The organism is Microcoleus sp. B13-B6 (genome assembly GCF_036705405.1).
Taxonomy (GTDB): domain Bacteria; phylum Cyanobacteriota; class Cyanobacteriia; order Cyanobacteriales; family Microcoleaceae; genus Microcoleus.
Genome location: NZ_JAUBUJ010000060.1, coordinates 29664 through 51179 on the forward strand (window position 1 = coordinate 29664; position 21516 = coordinate 51179).

Below are 21516 nucleotides of genomic sequence, written 5' to 3' on the forward strand. Positions count from 1 at the left end.
GTATCAACTTACCTGTTAAATCCCACAACCGTGCTGTATTGTCCCCTGATGCCGTAGCGATGTATTTACCGTCTGGACTAAAACTGACACTCGATACCCAATCTTGATGTCCTTTAAATTCTCGTATCAGCTTACCAGTTAAATCGTACAACCTTGCTGTTTTGTCCGATGATGCCGTAGCGATGTATTTTCCGTCAGGACTAAAACTGACACTCGATACCCCATCTTGATGTCCTTTAAATTCCTGTATCAACTTACCTGTTAAATCCCACAACCGTGCTGTATCGTCCGATGATGCCGTAGCGATGTATTTGCCGTCGGGACTAAAACTGACACCCCATAGGAAATTTTGATGTCCTTTAAATTCTTGTATCAACTTGCCTGTTAAATCCCACAACCTTGCTGTTTTGTCCGCTGATGCCGTAGCAATGTATTTGCCGTCGGGACTAAAACTTACACTCCTTACCTTATCTTGATGTCCTTTGAATTCTCGTATCAGCTTGCCTGTTAAATTCCACAACCGTGCTGTATCGTCCGATGATGCCGTAGCGATGTATTTGCCGTCGGGACTAAAACTGACACTCTCTACCGAATCTTGATGTCCTTTAAATTCCTGTACCAACTTACCTGTTAAATCCCACAACCTTGCTGTTTTGTCCGCTGATGCCGTAGCGATGTATTTGCCATCGGGACTAAAACAGACACTCCATACGTCACCTTGATGTCCTTTAAATTCCTGTATCAGCTTGCCTTTTAAATTCCACAATCGGGCTGTTTTGTCCCATGATGCCGTAGCGATGTATTTGCCGTCGGGACTAAAACTGACACCCCATAAGGAATTTTGATGTCCTTTAAATTCTTGTATTAGCTTGCCTTTTAAATTCCACAATCGGGCTGTTTTGTCCCATGATGCCGTAGCAATGTATTTGCCATCGGGACTAAAACTTACACTCAATACCCCATCTTGATGTCCTTTAAATTCTTGTATCAGCTTACCTGTTAAATCCCACAACCTTGCTGTTTTGTCCCCTGATGCCGTAGCGATGTATTTGCCGTCGGGACTAAAACTTACACTCAATACCACATTTTGATGTCCTTTAAATTCTTGGATCAACTTACCTGTTAAATCCCATAATCGAGCTGTTTTGTCATTTGATGCCGTAGCGATGTATTTGCCATCGGGACTAAAACTTACACTCCTTACCTTATCTTGATGTCCTTTAAATTCCTGTACCAACTTACCTGTTAAATCCCACAACCTTGCTGTTTTGTCCGCTGATGCCGTAGCGATGTATTTGTCGTCGGGACTAAAACTGACACTAAATACCATATCTTGATGTCCTTTGAATTCTTGGATCAACTTACCTGTTAAATCCCACAACCGGGCTGTTTTGTCCTGTGATGCCGTAGCGATGTATTTACCATCGGGACTAAAACTTACACTCCTTATCGTACTTTGATGTCGTAACTGATTTTGTTCTCGGATGTTGTCGAGAATCTGGTTGAGGGCAATCTGGGGAGTATATATCGGGTAATCTGCAACGGAACGAACATTTTTGACTGTAGCTTTGAGGTCTTTCCCAGTATTTACGGCTGAGATCAAAGCATTTATTTGGTTACTGCCAGATTCAAACAGTCTCGAAGCATCATTTGCCGATCGCTCTAATTGGGTCAATTTCTGCGCCTTGTCCACTTGCTGCCACGCTACTCCCATTACAGTTGCAGCTAAAACTAGGCTAATACTCAATACCGCTGTACCAATACCAATTCGTCTCTGGGCTTTTTGTGTGGCCTCTGCTAATATCTGATTTTTGGCTTCAGTTTGCTTGAATTTTTCGCGTAATTCTAGTAATTCCGCACTTTGCTTTTTGCGGATAAAAGGCACTAAATAATCGTGGACAAGTTGGTAGCGTCCAATGGGAGTTGCTGGCACTTCTAACACCAATCCCGATTTAACGACTATCTCTAAAACCAACTCTAATCTTTTTGACTCTTTTCCTAAACCTGCTGCTAACTCAGCCAGAGTTTTCTGAGGACGAGTATTGTTTTCATCCGTCAGCAAATACAAGACAAGTTCGGCAATATCTTTATTTTCATGGCCGCAGTCGGCGATAACTTCTGCTAAAAATTCCTCAACCAGTTTGACCTTAGCCTGACTGCCTAGTTGCTGATATTCACTTAGTTGAGTAATCTGCCTTTTTTCCAGTTGCGTCCCCGCGATTTGCAGTTCGATCGGCCGTACTTCTCCCACTTCACCTGCTAAATCTTCTACCAGTGCGTTTACCAAATCTTCCGATAAGTCAACTTGAGAGCGTTTTGTTAAGGTTTGGAGAACAGTTTTAGCATCGGGTATCGAAAAATTACCCAAGTAATAGCAGATATTCTTATTAAGAATGTCGTTATTAATCAGGAACAAATTGGTCGCGCGATTCCATTCTAACAAGTAGAAAAGATAATCTTCCCGCAGCGACAGGAGAATTTTGAGATCACCAATCTTATTTAAACATTCAGCCAAAAAATCATAGAACTCTCTCCGGCTAGTTTGGTCTTGATAAGCAAAGAAAAATTCCTCAAACTGGTCAAAAATTAGTACGGTCAATAAATTGCGATTTTGATTCAGCCGCAACTGTTCGAGAATAGCTGCCGGCGTGTCAATAGGAGTAGATAAACTCTCACCTTTTATTTTTTCAATTCCCCATCGCAAACACTGACCGCAATCCCTCGCCCAATCGTGATAAGACTGCAATAAAACAGGCAATACGTCCCGCGCTTCAAAAGTTGTAAGTTGCAGGGCTGGAACTAACCCGGCTTGAATAATCGAACTTTTTCCTACTCCCGATTGTCCGTGAATAATTGTCAGCTTGCAAGCAGGTGTACCTATCCGTTGAATTATCCGTTTAACATCCTGCGACCGCCCGGAAGCGGCTTCAATTTCCTCAACAATTTCAGCTTGTGAGTGACCTGATTCTAAACCGATATCAATTATTTGTTGCGGCGGCTGCAAGCGACCGGCACCGATAAAAGCTTGCAATCCATATTTGCTTTTAACTGCTTGTTGTTCGAGTTTGATATCAAAGGCTTTTAAATATTCGCCTTGCTCAAAATAGAGAGTTCTCAACTCTTCTAAAATCCTCAGATAAAGCTGCACATCCTCTTCAGGGTGGGTAATTACTTTCGCTTGTGTTAAAGTTTCTATAATCTCAAGAGGGGAAAATACTGACTCACTCCCCCCCGAAGCTTGGGGGGGCTGGGGGGGGCTAACTGTCGAACAGGGGATAAGATTTCGCTGCCCTTTTGCCAAAAGTAGCAGATACAAACCAGTCTCTTTTTTATTTATTCCTGCTTGTTCCAAAACCGACAATGCTAATTTAGCCGATTCGCAAGCTGTTTCCCACTGAGATTGTTGCAGCGCCACCTCAGCCAAAAAGCCGTAATCTTCAGCTACTTGACTCGGAGTACCGTAAATTTTGTGCATTTCTAAGGCTTTTTTAGCTAAAGTTTGCAACTCTTCCCAAGCTGCTAAACGCTCCAGCACTTCGCAGAGTTCGCTAATACATTTCGCAGCTAAATCATGTCGCTGCACTTGATCAAAACTCTCCAGAGACTGTTGTAAATACTTTCTAGCTTCTTGCCAATAATCTTGATTTCCTGCCCGGTGCAATTCAGCTTTGCGGTTGTAAGCTTGAGCAATTTTATGGCAGACCATTCCTTGTCTTTCTAAGTGACCATTTTGCTGCCAAAATGTCCAACTTTGCTGATAATGTTCGAGTGCTAAATCTATTTGATTTTTCTGAAATTCAACTAAACCGCGACTAAATTGCCAACTAGCTTGCAATTCCTGGTCTAATGCTACATTTAGCAGGTCATTCTCCAACAACTCAATTTCACAGTCATTTAACTTGAAATTCTCAACATCACCAAAAGCTTGGCTTGCTTTTTGCCGCAAAAAAATCATCAAGTCATAGGGCGGCATGGTAAACTGAATCGGAGGAGGAGCCCAAGACTTCAAATCATTCGCCGATCGACTGAATTTAGACAGTACGGAATCCGTCACCCATAATATTAAAGGAAAAGCAAAATCTTGCTTGAATTGATCTCGCGCTCTATTAGCCCCCGCTAGCAGGTTATCAATAGCAACCACCGATTCGATACCGACAATTATTAAAGCTTTTGGCGGTTGCTCTTGGACGGCATTGAGAATGGTTTGATAAAGTGTTTGGGTAGCAGGTTCAAGGACTAATTCTTGATATTCAACAGTCGAGCTATCGCGCAGTTTTTCCAGCATTGCATAACGCAAGCTAGCATAATTGCAGCGCACTATAGTTAAAGAAAACTTTCCTTGAAAGCGGTCGATCGTCCGTACCAAAGTAGATAGCGAGCGCTCATTTTCTGCTGCAATATCTTCCGCTAGATTTGAGTTTACCATGATCTCACGAATTTTGCTGCTGCCACAGCTTGAATTTGTCAGTTTCCATCAACAGCGGATTCAACGCAAACCAATTTCCTTGAGTGTCTACATATTCAAAAGCCCACAGGTTTCGCAGCAAATCTTGGTATTCTTTATCTCCATTAATGCTTTGTTCTTTCACCACCTTAAAGAGTAACTCCCACTCATCATTATCAATGCCATTCCTCAGACTGTCGCGGGAACTGCGAATCACTGATTTCAACACATCTTGCGAAATAGGAGGGTCATCTTGCTGCAAGCAACCAAACAGCATCCCCATCAAGTTTCGCAGATGACCTCCGCTGACTCGGCACAATTCATCTAAAGTTTCAGGACTGTCAAAAACTTGGGTAATTAATGTGATATGTTCCTCGGTTGGCACATCAGGGAAAGCCCGCGACATCACCATGCGCCGCAGCAAATTCATCCCCTCAACACATTCGCTGCCGTGTCTATTTTTTACTGGTACCATCGGCAAAACTTTCGGGTCAACTCCCCCTCCCAAGCGATTTTTCAAAATTTCGCTTTCATTGCCAAAAATCAATCCCAGCGGCAGGGTATAAACTAAATGGCAATTCAGTTGCCGCAACTGATCGCCCCGGTCAATAAAAATATATTCTGGCAACAGTCGCCCCGCTGCATTGGGTCGAGAAACTATCCTGTCTAAGTTGTCAACTATCACCACTAATCCTTTTTTACCCCGCTGCTTTAGCTGATTAATTGCTACATCAATAATTTCTTGATTAATCAGTTCTAACATTTTATTAGCTTGCGGTTCCATGTACTGTCTCAGTTTAGAGCGCAAGTCGGGATCACTTTTGGTTTTGGCAGTAATTTTGGCGATGCCTAAAGGCAGAGAAACTTCCAGATTTCCGTCTGTATTGCCCTTATATTTGCTACCAAAAAGTTCTCCTTCAGCTTCTAAAGTCACAGGGGTTTGTAAAAAATTCCAACTATTTTTTAAGAATTCTTTAAAGCGCTGGGGCTGCAAGGAAATTTTGCCCTCTTCCAAGCTTTGGGTGACTCGCCGTGCGATCGCTAACATGATATCCGTCAAATCGAGATCCATTTCATCGAGGTCTTGTGTTGACTCGAAGTAAACTACATGAAATCCCTCATCTGTCAACTCTTTTTGCAGTCGCGACAATTCAGTAGACTTGCCACAACCAATATGTCCGGTAAACAATTGGCAAGTCGGTTTATCTCGTGCCAGACGGGTAATTGTCCGTTTGAGTATGTTAATAACTTTTCCGCCGCGCACCTCAGCAAAATCAATGTAGTAGCGCTGATCTTCGGCATTGCCCAATATCAGGGAGTGACTGGGGTTGCAGGCGTCGCAGAATCGATCGAAATCTAGATTCATAAAATTTTCTAAATTAGTTTTTGTAGTTATTGTAGGGTGGGTCAGGGCTGAATGTTTTTACAAGAGACTAAACATTTTTCCGGGTAAGCACCCTACGGTTAGTTAGCTGACCACCCATACGTCGAAGACTATTAGTGTGAACCTGGATGCTGTTTCCAATATTGGTAGGCGGCATAGGCCAAGGTGACAGCGCCGGTCACGATCGCAGATTCATCGACCTCAAATTGCGGGTGATGGAGGGGATAGTTCGGTTTGTCAGTCAGTCCCACTCCTAAGCGAAACATGGTTCCGGGTGCGTGTTCTAAGTACATCGAAAAATCTTCGGCGCCGAGGGAGGGTTCTGGTAAAATTTGGACGCGCGATCGACCTAAAGCTTCTAAAGCCGCAGTTTCGACTAATTGCGTGAGTTTTGGGTCGTTTTGGACTCCTGGCACGCCGCGCTTGTAGGTGAGTTCGTACTTAGCGCCGTAAGTCCCGCAAACGCTAGAAACAATTTGTTCGATCCAAGCCGGCAGGTTTTCGTGGGTTTCGGGATGGAGCGATCGCACAGTTCCCAATAATTTTACTCGATCGGCAATTACGTTCGGCGCTCGTCCGCCGTTAATTTGCCCGATCGTCAAAACCAGTGGCCTCAAAGGATTTTGCGTGCGGCTAATTGCCTGCTGCAAAGTGGTAATTATCTGAGAAGCAATCCAAATTGCGTCGATCGCCTCGTGGGGACGCGCACCGTGGCCGGATTCGCCCATCACAATCAATTCTATGTCATCTGCCGCCGCCGTCAGGGCCCCGTGGCGGATACCGACGCAACCGCCGGGAATCGTCGGAAAAACGTGCACTCCGAGGATGCCGTCAACATCTTGCATCGCCCCATCTTTAATCATCCATTGAGCACCTTGGGCAATCTCTTCCGCCGGCTGAAACAAGAAGCGGACGTGACCGGGCAATTTTTCCCCTAGCTGAGACAATATCATTGCTGCGCCCAAACCGACGGTGGTGTGGATGTCGTGGCCGCAGGCGTGCATCACTCCCTCGTTGCGGGAGGCAAATTCTAAGTTAGTGCGTTCTTGAATCGGCAAAGCGTCCATATCGGTGCGAATTGCCAGCCACCGGGACTCGCTGCTGTTGCCTTTGAGTTCGCCGAGCACTCCTGTTTTGCCGATTCCTTCGATGGCGTGAACTCCGCTGGAAGCGAGAACTCCGGCTACGTAGGCGGCGGTTTGATATTCTTGACCGCTGAGTTCGGGGTGGGAGTGGATGTGGCGGCGAATTTCGATTAAGCGGGGTGCTAGGGTGGCGGCTAATTCTTGGATGCGGGGAAGCATGAATTTAGTTGGGGAGTGCGGTACAAGTTGTAGTCAACTAGGTTAACGCATATGTTTGGGGGTGAACAGGGTTATAAGGCGCAAATGTGCGATCGGGCTTTTGGATGGCAATGCTATTTTGTTTGTGAATAAGATTTTTTTTTTTTACCGCAGAGGGCGCAGAGGACGCAGAGAAAAGAGAGAAAAGAGAGTTAGGTTGAAACCAGGAATAAACGTCTAGATTCTAGGTTCAAAGGCTGATTTTTAGTTGATAATATCATGTCCGGTCGAGCAACCGCGATTTTTGTAGGGGCCCGTGAGCCAACAATACCTGTTAATAATTGACCATCTCAAAAACCCGCCCCGACCGGGATATTATGGTTGATCGATCGGACATGAGATAATTTCTGGTTGTGATATCATCAAATAGTACATTTATTAAAAATATTTTCTATGATTAGCTTTGGATTCTGGAATGTAATAATTATAATTACAGTGGCTGGGTTTCTCAAATTTAATTGGCGATTAGATAGCGAAAAAACAGCATGGCAAGATTCTTTGTTTTTAAAACATCCTTCGATCCAAAGGTTGACTCATTTTTTTCGTCAACCTATTGTTAACTTTATTTTGCAAGCAGTTATTGTATTAGTTCTCACCCGATTTCTCTGTTATACCGGTTGGTTGGTTTACAATCTGACTAATCGGCCCGATCCCCCTTACTGGGATTTTAAGTGGTTTTATGTAGCGAGTAGATTAGCCCATCAGCATTTGAGTCCCTTTAATGTAGAAGTGTTTAACAGCGGTTTCTGTAGCATCACTAAAGTGTGTGGGTTTATTCCTTCTTTTGTTTATCCACCTAATATCATTCCTCCGCTGTGGTTTGTGGGCTATTTCCCTATGAAGACTGCATTCACAATCTGGACTTGGCTGCATCTTATTGCCACAGGTTTTGTTTTATGGGGAGCGAATATCTTGTTGGTGTCGCACTCACGAGCTTTTCGGACTATTTGTAGTATATCAGTTGCATTCCTCTACGGTTTTGTCTTCGATCTTCAAGTTGGCAATGTGGCAACTTTTATTGCGGTTCTGCTGTTATGGATGTTTATTTATGCTAGAAAAAATCAGGATGTAATTGCAGGAATTTTATTAGGAATTGCCCTTTTTAAACCAACTTTAGTTATATTGTTTATTCCTTATTTTTTAATCAAAAGACGGTTTCAGCTAGTTTTTATATCTATCGTCACGGTAACTTTTTTGGCAGTTATAGGTCTAGCTGTAACGGGCAATTCTTTAACAGGATTTATACAGGATGCGACTCGTGGATTTCCACTCTGGCTCAATGATCCATCGAATAATGCTTATATTTCTATGAGTCGCCTTGATTTAAGGGTTATGGGGCCGAGATTTTTCCCCGATAGTCCCTTCGTGGCGAAGCTATTTTCTGACTTGATAAGTCTGGTGCTAGTTGGTTTAGTGAGTTGGTATTTTTACAAAAAACAATCTCGCAATGCTTGGTCAAAAAAGGTTGACTTATCTGAAATGGTGCTAATTTCTACTTTGAGTATTGCTATCAACTATTCACAGCCCACCAGTTCTGTGATGTTAGCACCGGCGGTGGTTTTTTTGCTGAATGATTTATGTTTTCAGATTAAAAATTGTGCCTTCTCTAGGCAAAGAATGTCGGTTTGGTTATTGGGAGTTGGCTGTGTCATGGTGCAAACCGCTGTGATTCATGGCGGGCTGTTGGTGTTTCTAGGAAGGCGGTGGAACTGGAAGGGGGGGGAGTTGCCTTATTTGTTTAAAGTAACTATTTTTTCACTACCGAGTTATGCGATTTTAGGCCTTACGTTAAGTGTTTTAGTCTTAGCAATTACCTCTCTTGGTCAAAAACAGGTTGCTGAATTTGACCGACCGAGCTGAAGCAGGAAATAGACATTCATCTGGCGAAGAGTTAAGTAATAGGTAGCGTGTGCACCATGTTTCATCTCTCTCTTCTCTTCCTCTGTGCTCTCTGCGTCCTCTGCGGTTAAATCATTCAGAGTCGCTGTCGATTTTCTGTTGCTGCGATCGATCGTCGCTTTGAATTCTCCCCTCAGATTTAGCCTCATCTACTGCTTCTTGAATTAATGTCAATACCATATTCGAGACCGGCCGATAATGCGATTTGGCTAACCGCTCTAGGTCTGCTTTAAGTTCTTCTGGAAGATATACAACTATTCTGGGGAGTTTTGCTGGCAAGGCTGTTATTTGTGCTTTTACTGCCCTATTGTACCTTACCGCGTCACCGTCTCAAACAAAGTACACGGCAGGACACGCAGGCAGTTGAGAGCGATCGCCCGCAGTGGTAGTTGGTAGTTTAATCGTCTTTGGATTCATTAAACTTGCCTTCCTTCTGCGCTCTTTCGAGTCCTTCTTCGACCAAAAGTAATGCCATTTGGGAAATCGAACGACGCTCAATACTCGCCAGTTTTTCTAACTTCTCCTTGATTTCGGGTGGCGGGTAAAAGGCAACTCTAGGAGATTTTGCAGGACTCACATTGTTTGGGGGTAGCGTGTTCACCATGTCATTTTAGCTGACTGCAAATTTTTTAGAGCTTTTTTAAGCCAAGGTAGCACACCACAATCTAGTTTAGGCTAAAGTAATCTAAACACCCAAAAACCAAACCCCACTCCAACACAAAATCAACGGCCTGACAGGTTGGCAGTTGAGAATGACTCATCAGCGTAGAGATCAAAGGTTAATTGCTGCTGGGTTCATCTTCTGTAGTCTTTTTAGCCAAGTAAGCATCTACAGCTTCAGAGACAATCCGACTTACCAGATTGCTGACTGTCCGGTCTTCTTTCTTGGCCCAATCTTCCAAGACGTTGTAGGCGTTTGGAGGAACGTAGCTGGTGACTCGTTTTAGGTTTTTTGCTGGCAAGTTAGGCAACTGGGAATTTACTTCATAGATCGATCGTACTTTCTTTGTACGCCTCTTTGGTGTCGCCCCTTCAGGTGTTTGACTCATCCCGTTTCGCCTGGGCTTGCTCTTGCTCTTGACACCAGTTTTCTATTAGTTGACCTCCGACGCTGCTCATATCCCTTTCCGCACGAACGCACAAGGCTTTGAACCTGATCTTCAATGCCTTGGGAATTACAAGTTTGATGGTGTCTTTTTCATTTGCCATAACTTTATTTTCACACGTTTACGTGTGAAAAGTTTAAAATTCCCTTAGTTACCTATTCCCATATTCCCATAGCTGTGCTAGACTGAGGATGTACAAACGGAAAAGCGATCGCCCCTGGCCTGGAAAACTTGAGGGCGATCGCAATTCCACTATTCGTGTAATTCAAAGTCTATGATATCACAGCCAAAGTCAGTTACCGAGCTGCTCCGGGAAGAAATTCCTGATGTACCTCAAGGTAAGCAACCGATTCGTTTGCTGTTGTGTGGCGTTCCCAAAGCGGTAGAAAGTATCGTTAATCTGTTGCACGTTTTAGGTTTTGCAGAAGTTGGGGAATGGAGCCCGCCTCTACCATCGCCGATAGCGGGTGAGGTAATCCGGATTTTAACCCGTTACTGGAAAGAATAATCTTGGAGGGCGATCGCACGAATTGAAAAAGTGCGATCGGCCTTTCTGTCTCATTTAGGGCTTACCCATAAATACCAAAGAAACCGGGTTTTTTGCCGCTACTACGAGGCGTAGCGCGTCTTCTCGAAAAAACCCGGTTTCTGGCCTCCCGTAATTTGAGATAAAATATGGATAAGGCCTAAACATGACAAACAATTCAACAAAGTCAAATATTATGCAAGTTGTCATTCAACCTCCCTCCCTCATTGAAACCGGAATTAAAGTCGAAACAGTCAATAATCGCCCTTTGTTCAAATTTACTGATCGACTTCAACTCCATCTAGAAAGCCTTCTGGAAAAAAATAAAGTCAACGATCTAACGGCTGAAGAACAAGACGAACTCAAGGCCATCAACGAACTCGATCGCCTTTTTACTTACCTAAACTCCCTCCTCCTCGCTCAAAAATGACCCTTACCGAAGCAACCCGCCAATATGTAAGACAACGGGCTAAATATCTTTGCGAATATTGTCACTCTCCAGAAGAAATCAGCACCTCTCGTTTTACCATCGACCATATTAAACCCCGTTCTTTAGATGGTACTGATGATGTCAATAATTTAGCGCTTGCTTGTAGCCGTTGCAATCAACGCCGTTACAATTTTACAGTAGCTAGCGATCTAGAAACTCAAGCAGAAGTAGCTCTATTTAATCCTCGAAGTCAGCAATGGCAAGAGCATTTTATTTGGACGAGGGAGGGTACAAAAATTATCGGAGTTACAGCAATTGGTCGCGCTACTTGCGATCGGCTTGACGTGAATGACGAACGGTATCAAGGAGAGCGATCGATTCAGGAAGCACGCGGTTTATGGATTAAAGCTGGCTGTCATCCACCAACAGACGATCCCAGAGAAACGTAATAAACTCTTAGTCTGCGGAGGCAGACTTCGTTTGACCAGAAGCGGTTTCAACCGCCGAATAATACAGGCTATTTTGATGACATTCGATAGCGCGTCCAAAAACAATACAATACAACCAAAACCAACCATCCCGACACACAGCAAAACCCAGGAAGCGCAACATCAATATTGGGTGAAGACTGGGCGTTAACTTCAATCAATTGATTAACATAAGGTTGAACAAAGTTGTCATGAGCATCTTCTAATGCTTCGCGTTGTTTGATTCTGTCTTCTTGGTCGTTCATAATTCACCTCGTTTTGTGCTTATGAGGTAAATTATTTTTTTGGGCTTTTGCCCAATCAAGCAAAAACAAAAAATTCTGAAACCCTTGTATAATCGGGGTTAAGCGCTTGGGCAAACCAACTGGTTTGGGCAAACTTGCCCAAGCGACGATGAATTTTATTCAAAAGGTAGCGATGGCACGAAAATACGGGAAAAACGCCACCACAAAAAACAACGTTTTCAAACTGGTTGAGGCCTTACTCGCCCTCACGAATGGGGAAATTGGCGTGGCTGGGGATAAGCTGAAAGTTACGTTCCAGGATAATGGGGAAATAGCCGTTTCAGGGGACAAGCTGAAAGCTACGCTCAAGTTGCTATGGGAAAAGGAAAATGAGTTGCTGGTATCGGGGAAATTTCAGCAAAAACTCAACAACAACAAAACCAAAATTGTTGAAGGGATAACTAAGGAAGATTTATGTACATTGGTGGAATGCTTAGGAAAGGCGTTAGAACTCTCTCAACCCAATGATGAAAAGAATGTCAATAACTCCCAGAGAAGAGGAGAGGCAATCCAAGATGTTCTCGACTGTCTGAAAGACTTAGGTATACTTTACCTTAAACCTAGTGCAAGAAATCAAGGTTATTGGAAATTTTCCCTTAAGCTGAAGAATCAGATTAACCCCAAAGAAAATTTAGAAGTAATTGAGGAAAAGTGGAAGGTTAAATTTGGCTCCGTCACAGTCGAGATATCCCATGAAACTCCTAAACCTAAAGAAGAACCCATAAACTGGCAAGAAATCTGCCGCCAAAACCTCGCCCACCAACAGCAACTCACCACCAACCCTTTCACCAACGCCTGCGGGATGACTCCGCAACTCGATGGGGTTTATGTTCCCTTAGCCATTGTTGAACGCCAAAAACCCAAACCTCAGCCAAGGAATCAGCAGGAAGAAAAGGAAAAGGAAACAGAAAAACTGATTCCCATTGCTGAAGAAAGGTTTTTTGAGGATGTATTGCGACAAGGGAAAAGCGACATTAGTCAAGGGCGAAAAATTGCGATTATTGGCGAACCGGGTGCGGGGAAAACCACGCGGTTGCAGAAGATTGCTGATTGGATTTTAGAGCAAGAATTGGGGTTGCCGATTTGGATAGATTTAGCTGAATTAGGCGCGCAAAGTATCTGTGACCATTTGGAAAAGGTGTGGTTGTCTCGGTGTCCAGGAGGAGTGACGCGCGGTGATTTAGAAGCACAAATGAGTCGGGTTTGGTTGTTGCTGGATGGTGTGGATGAAATGGCCAACACTCAAGGAATGCAGCAGTTAGCGAAAGATTTGTCAAGGACATGGGTGCAGGCGGCGCGGGTGGTGGTGACTTGTCGGGTGAATGTTTGGGAGGCGGATAAAAATGCTTTTTCGGGGTTTGATGTGTTTCGCAATTTGGAGTTTAATTCGGAACAAGTTACGGAGTATATTCGCCGTTGGTTTGCGGGGATGGGGGATGCTGCGACGGGGGAAAGTTTGGAGGCGGAATTAGCAGAGTCGGAGAATTCCCGTCTCAAGGAGTTGATTCAAAATCCGTTGCGGTTGTGGATGTTGTGTCAAATTTGGAGTTCGAGACAGGGAACTTTACCGGATACTCAGGCAAAATTATATGCCAGTTTTATTAAGTATTTCTATCGCTGGAAAGAGCAAATTATCAAAATATATGAAAAGCTATGTGGCAAAAGTCACAATGAGTGTCAGAAACTTTTACATGAAGGGTTAGGAGAATTAGCCAAAGCAGCAATTGATGGCAAATCGAGTCGTTTTCGCTTGTCCTATCAGTTAGTCAGTCAGTATTTGGGAGCTCGAAGCGATGAAACGTCTTTATTATCATTGGCGTTATCTCTAGGATGGTTGAATCGGGTTGGCATCGATATTGATGAACCGGAAGAATCAGTCTATGCGTTTTATCATGCGACGTTTCAGGAGTATTTTGCGGCGTTGGCGGTGGATGATTGGGATTATTTTTTACCTCGGAATCATGTTGATTTTCCGGTGGTGGGGAAGGCATATCGGATTTTTGAAGCGCAGTGGAAGCAGGTGATTTTGCTGTGGTTCGGGCTGGAGGGTGTAGGGAAGAATGAGAAGGAAGCGTTTATTAAGGCGTTGGTTGAGTTTGAGGATGGGCGTGATATTGGTTTTTATAAAATTCGGGCGTATTTTCTCGCGGCTGCGGGGATTGCTGAGTTTAAGGATTGTAGTCTTGCTGATGAGATTGTGTCGCAAATTGTCAAGTGGGGATTTGCAGAAAAACAGGATAGTTTGCAAGTTTTTAGTCCTATTTTCGAGGTAGCAAGGGAGATACTAAAAGACACGGATCGGGAAAGGGCGATCGCCGCTTTAGTCGAGTTAATCGGTACTTTACAGAATGAAGATACCCGGTGGCAAGCGGTATATAGCTTAGCGGCAATAGACAAAAATAACGCAGTTGTAATCTCCGCTTTAGTCCAGTTGATCGGTACTTCACAGAATGAAGATCCCCGGAGGAAGGTGGAATATTTATTAGAGAAAATAGGCAAAGATAACCCAGTTGCGATCGCAGCTTTAGTACAGTTAATCCGTACTTCACAGAATGAAGATATTTGTAGGCAAGCGGCATATAGCTTAGGAAAAATAGGCAAAAATAACCCAGTTGCGATCGCAGATTTAGTCCAGTTAATTCATAATTCAGGTGATGAAAGTACCCGGTACCAAGCGGCAGATAGCTTAGGGAAAATAGACAAAGATAACCCCGTAGCCATCGCAGCTTTAGTCGAGTTAATCAACTCTGCTCAAAATCAACATATCCGATGTTTCGCGGCACGTAGCTTAGGGGAAATAGACAAATATCACCCAGTGGCGCTCGCAGCTTTCGTCGATTTAATCAACTCTGCTCAGACGAGAAATACCTGGAGAGCAGCGATATTTAACTTAGGAAGAGTAGGCAAAGATAATCCAGTGGCGACCGCAGCTTTAGTCGATTTAATTAATAGTGCAATTAGTAAATATACCCTGACAGATGCGGTATATAGTTTAGCAGAAAGAGGCGAAAACAAATCATTAGCGATCGCAGCTTTAGTCAAGTTAATCAATACTTCTCAGGATGAATATATCCGCAGTGCAGCGGCAGGTATCTTAGGGGAACTAGACAAAGATAACCCAGTGGCGGTCTCCGCTTTAGTCGAATTTATCAGCAATTCAGGTGATGAATATACTCGGGTGGAAGCGGCATATAGCTTAGGGGCAATAGACAAAGATAACCCAGTGGCGATCGCCGCTTTAGTCGAGTTAATCCGCAATTCAGATAATGAAAGAACCCGGAGCCTAGCGGCAGATAGTTTAGGGAAAATAAGCAAAGATAACCCAGTTGCGATATCGGCTTTAGTTGAGTTAATCAATACTTCTCAGGATGAATCTACTCGGAGGCAAGCGGCAAATAGCTTAGGGAAAATAAGCAAAGATAACCCAGTTGCGATATCGGCTTTAGTTGAGTTAATCAATACTTCTCAGGATGAATCTACTCGGAGGCAAGCGGCAAATAGCTTAGGGAAAATAAGCAAAGATAACCCAGTTGCGATATCGGCTTTAGTCGAGTTAATCAATACTTCTCAGTATGAATCTACTCGGAGCCAAGCGGCAGATAGCTTAGGGAAAATTATGAAAGGTAAACACTTCGCCACCGTAGTCTCAGGATTAAAAAATTACCTAACTTCCCAAGTACGTGCAAACGCTTTTGATCTCCTTATACCTCCCTTCAGAGTCATCTGGAACTGCGCCCAAAATCTGCCTTACCCAACTTTCTATCAAGCATGGCACCATCAACTCACCACACCCCATCCAGAAGTCCCAGAAACAACAGGAGTCGGTTCTACCCCCTTCACCCAAAGCCTCAATTTAGCAGATTTACCCAACATCCTTGATGCCAGACTTGCAGACACACAATTAATCGAATCCGTACAGCTAATTTGCATCGACACCAGCAAATTCATCGACTCCGATAACCCCGCCCTCGACATCTACGAACAATTCCTCGACCAAAACTGTCCCGAACGACTCAACGGCGAACCCGAAACCCTCCCCCAACTCAAATCCTACTGGAATCGACTCCGCCGCCACAGCAACAAACACCCCATCCTCATCTTCTACGAAGACCCCACATCCGCCGCGGCCCGAGGTTTTAGCCCTACTTTCCTCGATGCCCTTACCCGCTTCCACGGTACAATCTGTCTCATCACCGACTCACCTCATCCACCCCTGCAAACCTTCTCCCCCCATGACCCCGATTTACTTCAAACTGTCGTAAACTGGCTCAAACGACTTCATCTAGAGTCCTAAGTTTTGACTGTCGGGAGTTACGCATCAAAACCAAAGAAACCGGGTTTTTCACTTTAGTTAAAGGTCGGGATGCAGTATTCTCGCAAAAAACCCGGTTTCTGACTACCCGCAAACCAAAGAAACCGCGTTTTTGGCCGCTTCTACGAGGTGTAACGAAGTATTATCGAAAAAACCCGGTTTCTGACTACCCGCAAACCAACGTTGGCTAGAATAAATTTAATTAATTTACATCAACATGAAAATAAATCGGCTTGATTTCGTGATATAATGAAAACCTTAAATAAATCCCCGAAAAAAAGCAATGTCTGAAATTACTATAGACGAAACCAAACTTAAAGAATTGCTCAAAGCAGCGATTTTTGAGTTATTAAAAGAACAAAAAGAAGTATTTTCTGAAATTTTAACAGAAGCCCTAGAAGATATAGGGATAGAAAATGCTATCAAAGAAGGCGAAAATACTGAAACAGTCAGCCGCGAGCAAATTTTCAAAATCCTGAAGAGACAACCATGAATGTGGAGTTTAAAAAGAGCTTTGAAAAGGATTTACTCAAGATTCTTGAGGCCGATTTGTTGCAAAGAATTCAGGAAGCGATAGAAGAAGTTGAGAACGCCGAAAAATTAAATGAAGTCAGCAATGTTAAAAAACTAAAAGGTGATGCAGACTACTATCGCCTTAGAGTGGGTGATTACCGAATCGGTATTAAAGTTAATGATGGCGTAGTCTATTTCGTCAGGATACTCCACCGCAAAGAGATTTACAGATACTTTCCGTAATCATTTTAGCCTTCACCCCATCCTCACCAACTCAAACTAAAATTAATCTTTAATTATTGTCAGGCCGGAAGCGCAAGCAGTTGAGCGATCGCACTCTCTGAATTGTTTCAAAATCGCGATCGTTATGAACTAGAATAAGTTGGTGTTCGATCGCCAGTTGGGCAATGCAGCAGTCGATACTACTTCTAACCGTTAACCCCTGTCGTTGCAAATCGTAATAAATCCGAGCAGCCGCTACCCAAGTATTAGGCGTAGACTCGATGTAGTCTTGTTCTTGGAGATAAGTTTCTAATAGTGTCCACTCCCGTTCATCTCGGCAACCTTGCAAAAGTTCCATCTGAGTAAATCGGTTCAGAAAAATACTTTCCTCATTGATTATTGCTTCCAGGGATTGGCGTACTACACCTGTCCTGTCGCGGAAAACGCTGATCCAGACTGATGTATCAATCAGAAACATTTCGGTTTTCCCGCAAAGCTTTGTAGTCGTACTCAGTCGTAAATTGAATTTGTCCGCTTAAATCAAGTAGGTTCCGCTTTTTACGGGTGCGAATTAATTCTTGCAAAGCAAAGTCAATCAATTCTTTTTCTGTTTTGAAATTGGTTAAGCGAAAGGCTTCTTTAACCAATTCTTCGTTAAGTTCAACGGTGGTTGTCATGGTTAATGGTGGATTTCATTCTCTCATTCATTATGGCATAGCCACACCCAACCCTTAACCTAGCCCAACTTCCCCAAATCCTGGTTTCCCCAACTCACCGAAACCAACCTCAACCAAACTCTTTAACTCCTCTGCATCAACGACACCAAACTCAAACTACCCAGATTCCCGACTTCTTAAAAAAGTCAGGAATTTACAAATAGTTAAATTGTCAAGGTATTCTACATACTTATGACTTGGGCGTATAAGTCGATCGCACTTGCAACTCCTTCAACTGCTTCTCATCCACCCCAGCCGGCGCATTCGTCAGCAAACAACCCGCCTGCTGCGTCTTCGGAAACGCAATCACATCGCGAATCGATTCCTCACCAGCCAACAGCATCACCAACCGATCCAAACCGTAAGCAATGCCTCCGTGGGGCGGAGTTCCATACTCAAACGCATCCAACAAAAAGCCGAATTTATTGTAAGCTTCCTCAGTCGATAAGCCGATCGCCTCAAACACCTTTTCCTGAACTTCCCGCTGATAAATCCGCAAAGAACCGCCGCCGATTTCTGTACCGTTTAACACCAAATCGTAAGCTTGAGCCCTCGCAGTTTTCAAATCATTAATATCGTCAGGATGCGGCGCAGTAAACGGGTGGTGCAATGCTTCCAAACGCTTCTCGTCAGCGTTCCATTCAAACATCGGGAAATCTGTCACCCACAGCAGATTCATCTTGTCTTTATCAATCAATCCCAATTCGTTACCCACGAACAAACGCAATCTATCCAAAGTCTTATTGACAGTTGTCACATCAGCCGCTGCGAATAACAACAAATGACCTGGTTGCGCGCCCGTGCGATCGAGCAATTCCTGTTTTTGCGCTTCCGTCAAATTATCCTTAATGGCGCCGATCGTATCAATTTCGCCGTTATCCCGCACGCGGATGTAAGCCAATCCCTTCGCACCGGCTTCGCTGGCTTCCTTAAACAAATCGCCACCCGGTTTAATCCGCACGTTAGAAATGGCATCATTCCCGCCCGGAATCGGCAAAACTTTCACAATTCCGCCCGCAGCAACCGCCCCGGAAAATACCTTAAATCCCGAATCTTTCATCAAATCGGAAACATCGACTAATTCCATACCGAAGCGAGTATCCGGTTTATCGCTACCATAGCGATCCATCGCTTCAGCGTAAGTCAAACGCGGAAAAGGACGAGGCAATTCTATGCCTTTGACACTTTGGAAAATCTGGGAGACTAAACCTTCGTTTAATTCGATAACTTCTTCTAAAGACATGAAACTCATTTCCATGTCTAATTGTGTGAATTCCGGCTGTCTGTCGGCGCGCAAATCTTCATCGCGGAAACAGCGGGCAATTTGATAATATCTGTCCAAACCCGAAACCATTAACAATTGTTTGAACAACTGCGGCGACTGCGGCAAAGCGTACCATTCGCCCAAATTGACGCGGCTGGGCACTAAATAATCTCTCGCACCTTCAGGAGTCGATCGAGTTAAAATCGGTGTTTCAACTTCAATAAAACCTCCCACATCTTCCAGGTGGCGACGCATAGCTTTCACAACTTGGTGGCGAAGTTGCAAATTGCGACTCATACGATCGCGCCGCAAGTCCAAATAGCGATATTTCAGGCGCAAATCTTCGCGCACGCTTTCATTTTCTGCCGTCGCCACCTGAAACGGTAACTGTTTGCGAACCGCATTCAACAACTCAATTTCGTCAGCATAAATTTCCACCTCACCCGTAGGCAATTTCGGGTTGAGGGACTCTTCGGGGCGGTTGGTGACTCGCCCAGTAATTTTAACCACGTATTCGCTGCGTAAAGCCTCAGCCCCGTGATAGGAATCGGGGGTGCGTTCAGGATCGCTGACAATTTGCACAATACCCGATCGATCGCGCACATCCAGAAAAATCACCCCGCCATGATCGCGGCGGCGATCCACCCAGCCGTAAAGGGTGACAGTCTCTCCGATGTGTTCGCTTCGCAGTTCGCCGCAGTAGTAACTTCTCATGGTTGGGGGTTATGGACTAAAAATAATGCTTTTTGATTATAGCGCTTAGTGTCAAAACCTTTTATGAACAGGCAAGATGCCTGTGCCACAAGAAAATTCAATCTTTGTGGAACAGGCATCTTGCCTGTGCTTTAAAATGGTGTCATATCTGAGTTTAATCCTTCTTGTCAAAAAACGCCGTCAGCGCGTTCCATGCAGACTTAGCCGCATCCGTCAAGCGAGTGCCGATCGACTCAATTTGCTTCACAATAAGGTGCCAATTCTTTTCAGCTTCCGTGTGAATGTGGTCAACAGCTTGTTCGATGCGATCGCGTTCGATCAATTTATTTTGTTCCACCGCTTCTCGCGCTTGTCGCACTGCTTTCAAATAAGCTTCGCGACTGACTTCGCCAGCATCTTGCACCTGCGCTTGCGCCCGCGTTTTAATCGCATCTACCACCAGCCAATTTTTCTCAGTTTCTTTTTTAATCAGCTTGACTGCTTCTGTGAATCTCTCGTGGGCGAGATCCTTATTTTCTTCGATCGCCCCGGAGGCCTTATTGACAGCTTTTAAATAAGCTTCGCGGGTGAGTTCGCCCGCTGCTTGCACTTCGGCGGTGGCGCGTTTTTTAATTGCTTCAAACAGCGCCGCAGTTTCTGCGATCGCCTCATCAGTCGCGTCGGGCATCTCTTGTTTGACGAGCTCCGTCGTTTCGAGAGTTGCCTCTAAAACTGGTTCCTCGGTTACTTTTGGATCTGTCATATCAATCTTCTCCTGTGGTAGCAAACATTTTGAAAAAAACTAACAGTCCCCGGACGCAGACTTTGTATGTGTAGCGCCAGAAGGAATTGTGGTCTTTTATACAGACTTTGTACCTGTAGCGCCAGAAGGAATTCTGGCATTTAATAAGAACTAGGCAATTATTGTTCCAGCTTTATCAACTTTTGTATCCGCGCTTACCTAGTTGGAATGACCTCAGTTCTATTACATTATATCTACCAAAGTTGCTCTAGTGTGTAGGATACCGCCAACTTGCAGGTACGGTTTAGCGCACTTAAATTTGTGATAAGTCTCTCTACCTAAAAAAACACACACCAATAAACTTGGTTTCTCAACACAATAAAACTGGCAAATTTAAGAGTTTCAATCTTCCAACTGCAAATCTTCGCTATCGTCCGTATATAACAAGTGGTGACGCCTTTGAGCGTGCAGTAAAGATTGAGGAAATTCGTACTGAGATAAGAGGATATCTTCGAGCGCAACTTTCATTTGATTGGCGCAGATATCTGGCGGCACTTTACCCATTCCCGTACCCATGCCGGGAATAGCGATAGTTTCAATGATATGTTTCACTGGTGTTCCATCTGGGACTGAGCCAAATTTTACGAGAGTCAAAATAGCGCGGGTTGCTAGATAAACATTTACTGTTTCTCTTAAAACTGTGGGAACGCGCATAATTGGGGCAGCTATTAAATATGGAATTTCAGCATGATCGGTGTCTACAATTTCTGCCATTCCTACTAAGAGTTCGCCGTGATGTCGAGCCTGAATTAGTTTTTGCAAGCGTTCAAGAACCTGCCCTCCAAAATATTCCGAAATTTCTAACTCTAAGCCGTCGTCCATGAAACCAAAACTATTCCCCGGACTAACAATAGCATCACATTTCACATCAAATATTGAACCGTGATGTATCTTGACATTTTCCATACTGCCGCAAGTGCTTTCCCAGGCTCTAACTAAGCCATCGTCTAAGGTAGCCAGCACAATTTGCATAAATACTCTCTCTTAATTTTAATTGCGAACAGCTAGAGCGCTCCTAAATGATTCCGATAAATTTGTAGGGGTAGTGCTACCCCTACTCCCCGTGCCTACCCCCTATCTATCGGGCAAC

Annotated in this window: 21 protein-coding genes; 7 read left to right on the forward strand and 14 right to left on the reverse strand. The window is 44.1% G+C overall.

Annotated features, from left to right (window positions below):
• The 3 genes from QUB35_RS23780 to QUB35_RS23790 form a co-directional block, all read right to left on the reverse strand.
• Positions 1 to 4426 (reverse strand): WD40 domain-containing protein (locus QUB35_RS23780; protein WP_333144157.1); only part of this gene is annotated, 4426 nt, incomplete at its 3' end.
• A gap of 4 nt (positions 4427 to 4430) precedes the next feature.
• Positions 4431 to 5810: an ATP-binding protein gene (locus tag QUB35_RS23785; RefSeq protein ID WP_333144158.1), complete on the reverse strand. Its 1380-nt coding sequence runs from the start codon at positions 5808 to 5810 to the stop codon at positions 4431 to 4433.
• Positions 5811 to 5941: 131 nt separating this feature from the next.
• A complete protein-coding gene (locus QUB35_RS23790) occupies positions 5942 to 7132 on the reverse strand; it encodes a M20 family metallopeptidase (RefSeq protein WP_333144159.1) in 1191 nt (396 codons plus the stop codon).
• A gap of 432 nt (positions 7133 to 7564) precedes the next feature.
• Here QUB35_RS23790 and QUB35_RS23795 point away from each other — a divergent pair, with 432 nt between their 5' ends.
• Complete coding sequence (locus tag QUB35_RS23795) at positions 7565 to 9031, forward strand: glycosyltransferase family 87 protein (RefSeq protein ID WP_333144160.1); 1467 nt, start codon at positions 7565 to 7567, stop codon at positions 9029 to 9031.
• Between the two features lie 111 nt (positions 9032 to 9142).
• On the opposite strand, the gene QUB35_RS23800 is transcribed toward QUB35_RS23795, so the two are convergent.
• The 4 genes from QUB35_RS23800 to QUB35_RS23815 form a co-directional block, all read right to left on the reverse strand.
• On the reverse strand, positions 9143 to 9349 hold the full coding sequence (locus tag QUB35_RS23800) for a ribbon-helix-helix domain-containing protein (RefSeq protein WP_333144161.1): 207 nt from the start codon (positions 9347 to 9349) through the stop codon (positions 9143 to 9145).
• A 118-nt stretch (positions 9350 to 9467) separates the two neighbouring features.
• Entirely contained in the window at positions 9468 to 9674 is a 207-nt protein-coding gene (locus tag QUB35_RS23805; protein ID WP_083888202.1) for a ribbon-helix-helix domain-containing protein, read from the reverse strand.
• Between the two features lie 175 nt (positions 9675 to 9849).
• Complete coding sequence (locus QUB35_RS23810; RefSeq protein WP_332957635.1) at positions 9850 to 10119, reverse strand: ribbon-helix-helix domain-containing protein; 270 nt, start codon at positions 10117 to 10119, stop codon at positions 9850 to 9852.
• Positions 10103 to 10279 (reverse strand): plasmid partition protein ParG, encoded by a 177-nt coding sequence (locus QUB35_RS23815; RefSeq protein WP_332983430.1) that lies wholly within the window; start codon positions 10277 to 10279, stop codon positions 10103 to 10105. Before QUB35_RS23815 ends, QUB35_RS23810 begins: the two co-directional genes overlap by 17 nt.
• A 171-nt stretch (positions 10280 to 10450) precedes the next feature.
• Here QUB35_RS23815 and QUB35_RS23820 point away from each other — a divergent pair, with 171 nt between their 5' ends.
• The 3 genes from QUB35_RS23820 (at position 10451) to QUB35_RS23830 (ending at position 11581) form a co-directional block, all read left to right on the forward strand.
• Positions 10451 to 10684, forward strand: coding sequence for a hypothetical protein (locus QUB35_RS23820; protein ID WP_333144162.1), 234 nt, complete (start codon positions 10451 to 10453; stop codon positions 10682 to 10684).
• 214 nt (positions 10685 to 10898) lie between these two features.
• Positions 10899 to 11132, forward strand: coding sequence for a hypothetical protein (locus QUB35_RS23825; protein ID WP_333144163.1), 234 nt, complete (start codon positions 10899 to 10901; stop codon positions 11130 to 11132).
• Positions 11129 to 11581: an HNH endonuclease signature motif containing protein gene (locus QUB35_RS23830; protein WP_333144164.1), complete on the forward strand. Its 453-nt coding sequence runs from the start codon at positions 11129 to 11131 to the stop codon at positions 11579 to 11581. The genes QUB35_RS23825 and QUB35_RS23830 overlap by 4 nt, the downstream gene beginning before the upstream one ends.
• A 68-nt stretch (positions 11582 to 11649) precedes the next feature.
• Here the strand turns inward: QUB35_RS23830 and QUB35_RS23835 are convergent, their stop codons facing one another.
• A complete protein-coding gene (locus tag QUB35_RS23835) occupies positions 11650 to 11865 on the reverse strand; it encodes a hypothetical protein (RefSeq protein ID WP_333144165.1) in 216 nt (71 codons plus the stop codon).
• Between the two features lie 172 nt (positions 11866 to 12037).
• On the opposite strand from QUB35_RS23835, the gene QUB35_RS23840 reads away from it, so the two are divergent.
• The 3 genes from QUB35_RS23840 to QUB35_RS23850 all read left to right on the forward strand — a co-directional run bounded on the left by QUB35_RS23840 (position 12038) and on the right by QUB35_RS23850 (position 16972).
• Complete coding sequence (locus QUB35_RS23840) at positions 12038 to 16198, forward strand: HEAT repeat domain-containing protein (protein WP_333144166.1); 4161 nt, start codon at positions 12038 to 12040, stop codon at positions 16196 to 16198.
• A 301-nt stretch (positions 16199 to 16499) separates the two neighbouring features.
• The gene (locus tag QUB35_RS23845; RefSeq protein ID WP_333144167.1) at positions 16500 to 16709 is read left to right on the forward strand and encodes a hypothetical protein; all 210 of its coding nucleotides are present in this window, start codon (positions 16500 to 16502) and stop codon (positions 16707 to 16709) included.
• Positions 16706 to 16972 carry a type II toxin-antitoxin system RelE/ParE family toxin gene (locus tag QUB35_RS23850; RefSeq protein WP_333144168.1) on the forward strand — a complete coding sequence of 89 codons (267 nt, stop codon included), beginning with the start codon at positions 16706 to 16708 and terminating at the stop codon, positions 16970 to 16972. The genes QUB35_RS23845 and QUB35_RS23850 overlap by 4 nt, the downstream gene beginning before the upstream one ends.
• Positions 16973 to 17021: 49 nt before the next feature.
• Here the strand turns inward: QUB35_RS23850 and vapC are convergent, their stop codons facing one another.
• The 6 genes from vapC to QUB35_RS23880 form a co-directional block, all read right to left on the reverse strand.
• Positions 17022 to 17429 (reverse strand): type II toxin-antitoxin system VapC family toxin, encoded by a 408-nt coding sequence (gene vapC, locus QUB35_RS23855; RefSeq protein ID WP_333144169.1) that lies wholly within the window; start codon positions 17427 to 17429, stop codon positions 17022 to 17024.
• Positions 17416 to 17628, reverse strand: a complete 213-nt coding sequence (locus QUB35_RS23860; protein WP_333144170.1) for a type II toxin-antitoxin system VapB family antitoxin — start codon at positions 17626 to 17628, stop codon at positions 17416 to 17418. The genes vapC and QUB35_RS23860 overlap by 14 nt, the downstream gene beginning before the upstream one ends.
• Positions 17629 to 17857: 229 nt before the next feature.
• Positions 17858 to 19645, reverse strand: coding sequence for an aspartate--tRNA ligase (gene aspS / locus QUB35_RS23865; RefSeq protein WP_333144171.1), 1788 nt, complete (start codon positions 19643 to 19645; stop codon positions 17858 to 17860).
• Positions 19642 to 19764, reverse strand: a complete 123-nt coding sequence (locus QUB35_RS23870; protein WP_333144172.1) for a hypothetical protein — start codon at positions 19762 to 19764, stop codon at positions 19642 to 19644. Before QUB35_RS23870 ends, aspS begins: the two co-directional genes overlap by 4 nt.
• 35 nt (positions 19765 to 19799) lie before the next feature.
• On the reverse strand, positions 19800 to 20387 hold the full coding sequence (locus QUB35_RS23875; RefSeq protein ID WP_333144173.1) for a hypothetical protein: 588 nt from the start codon (positions 20385 to 20387) through the stop codon (positions 19800 to 19802).
• Positions 20388 to 20768: 381 nt separating this feature from the next.
• The gene (locus QUB35_RS23880) at positions 20769 to 21398 is read right to left on the reverse strand and encodes a macro domain-containing protein (protein ID WP_333144174.1); all 630 of its coding nucleotides are present in this window, start codon (positions 21396 to 21398) and stop codon (positions 20769 to 20771) included.
• Positions 21399 to 21516: the final 118 nt, after the last annotated feature.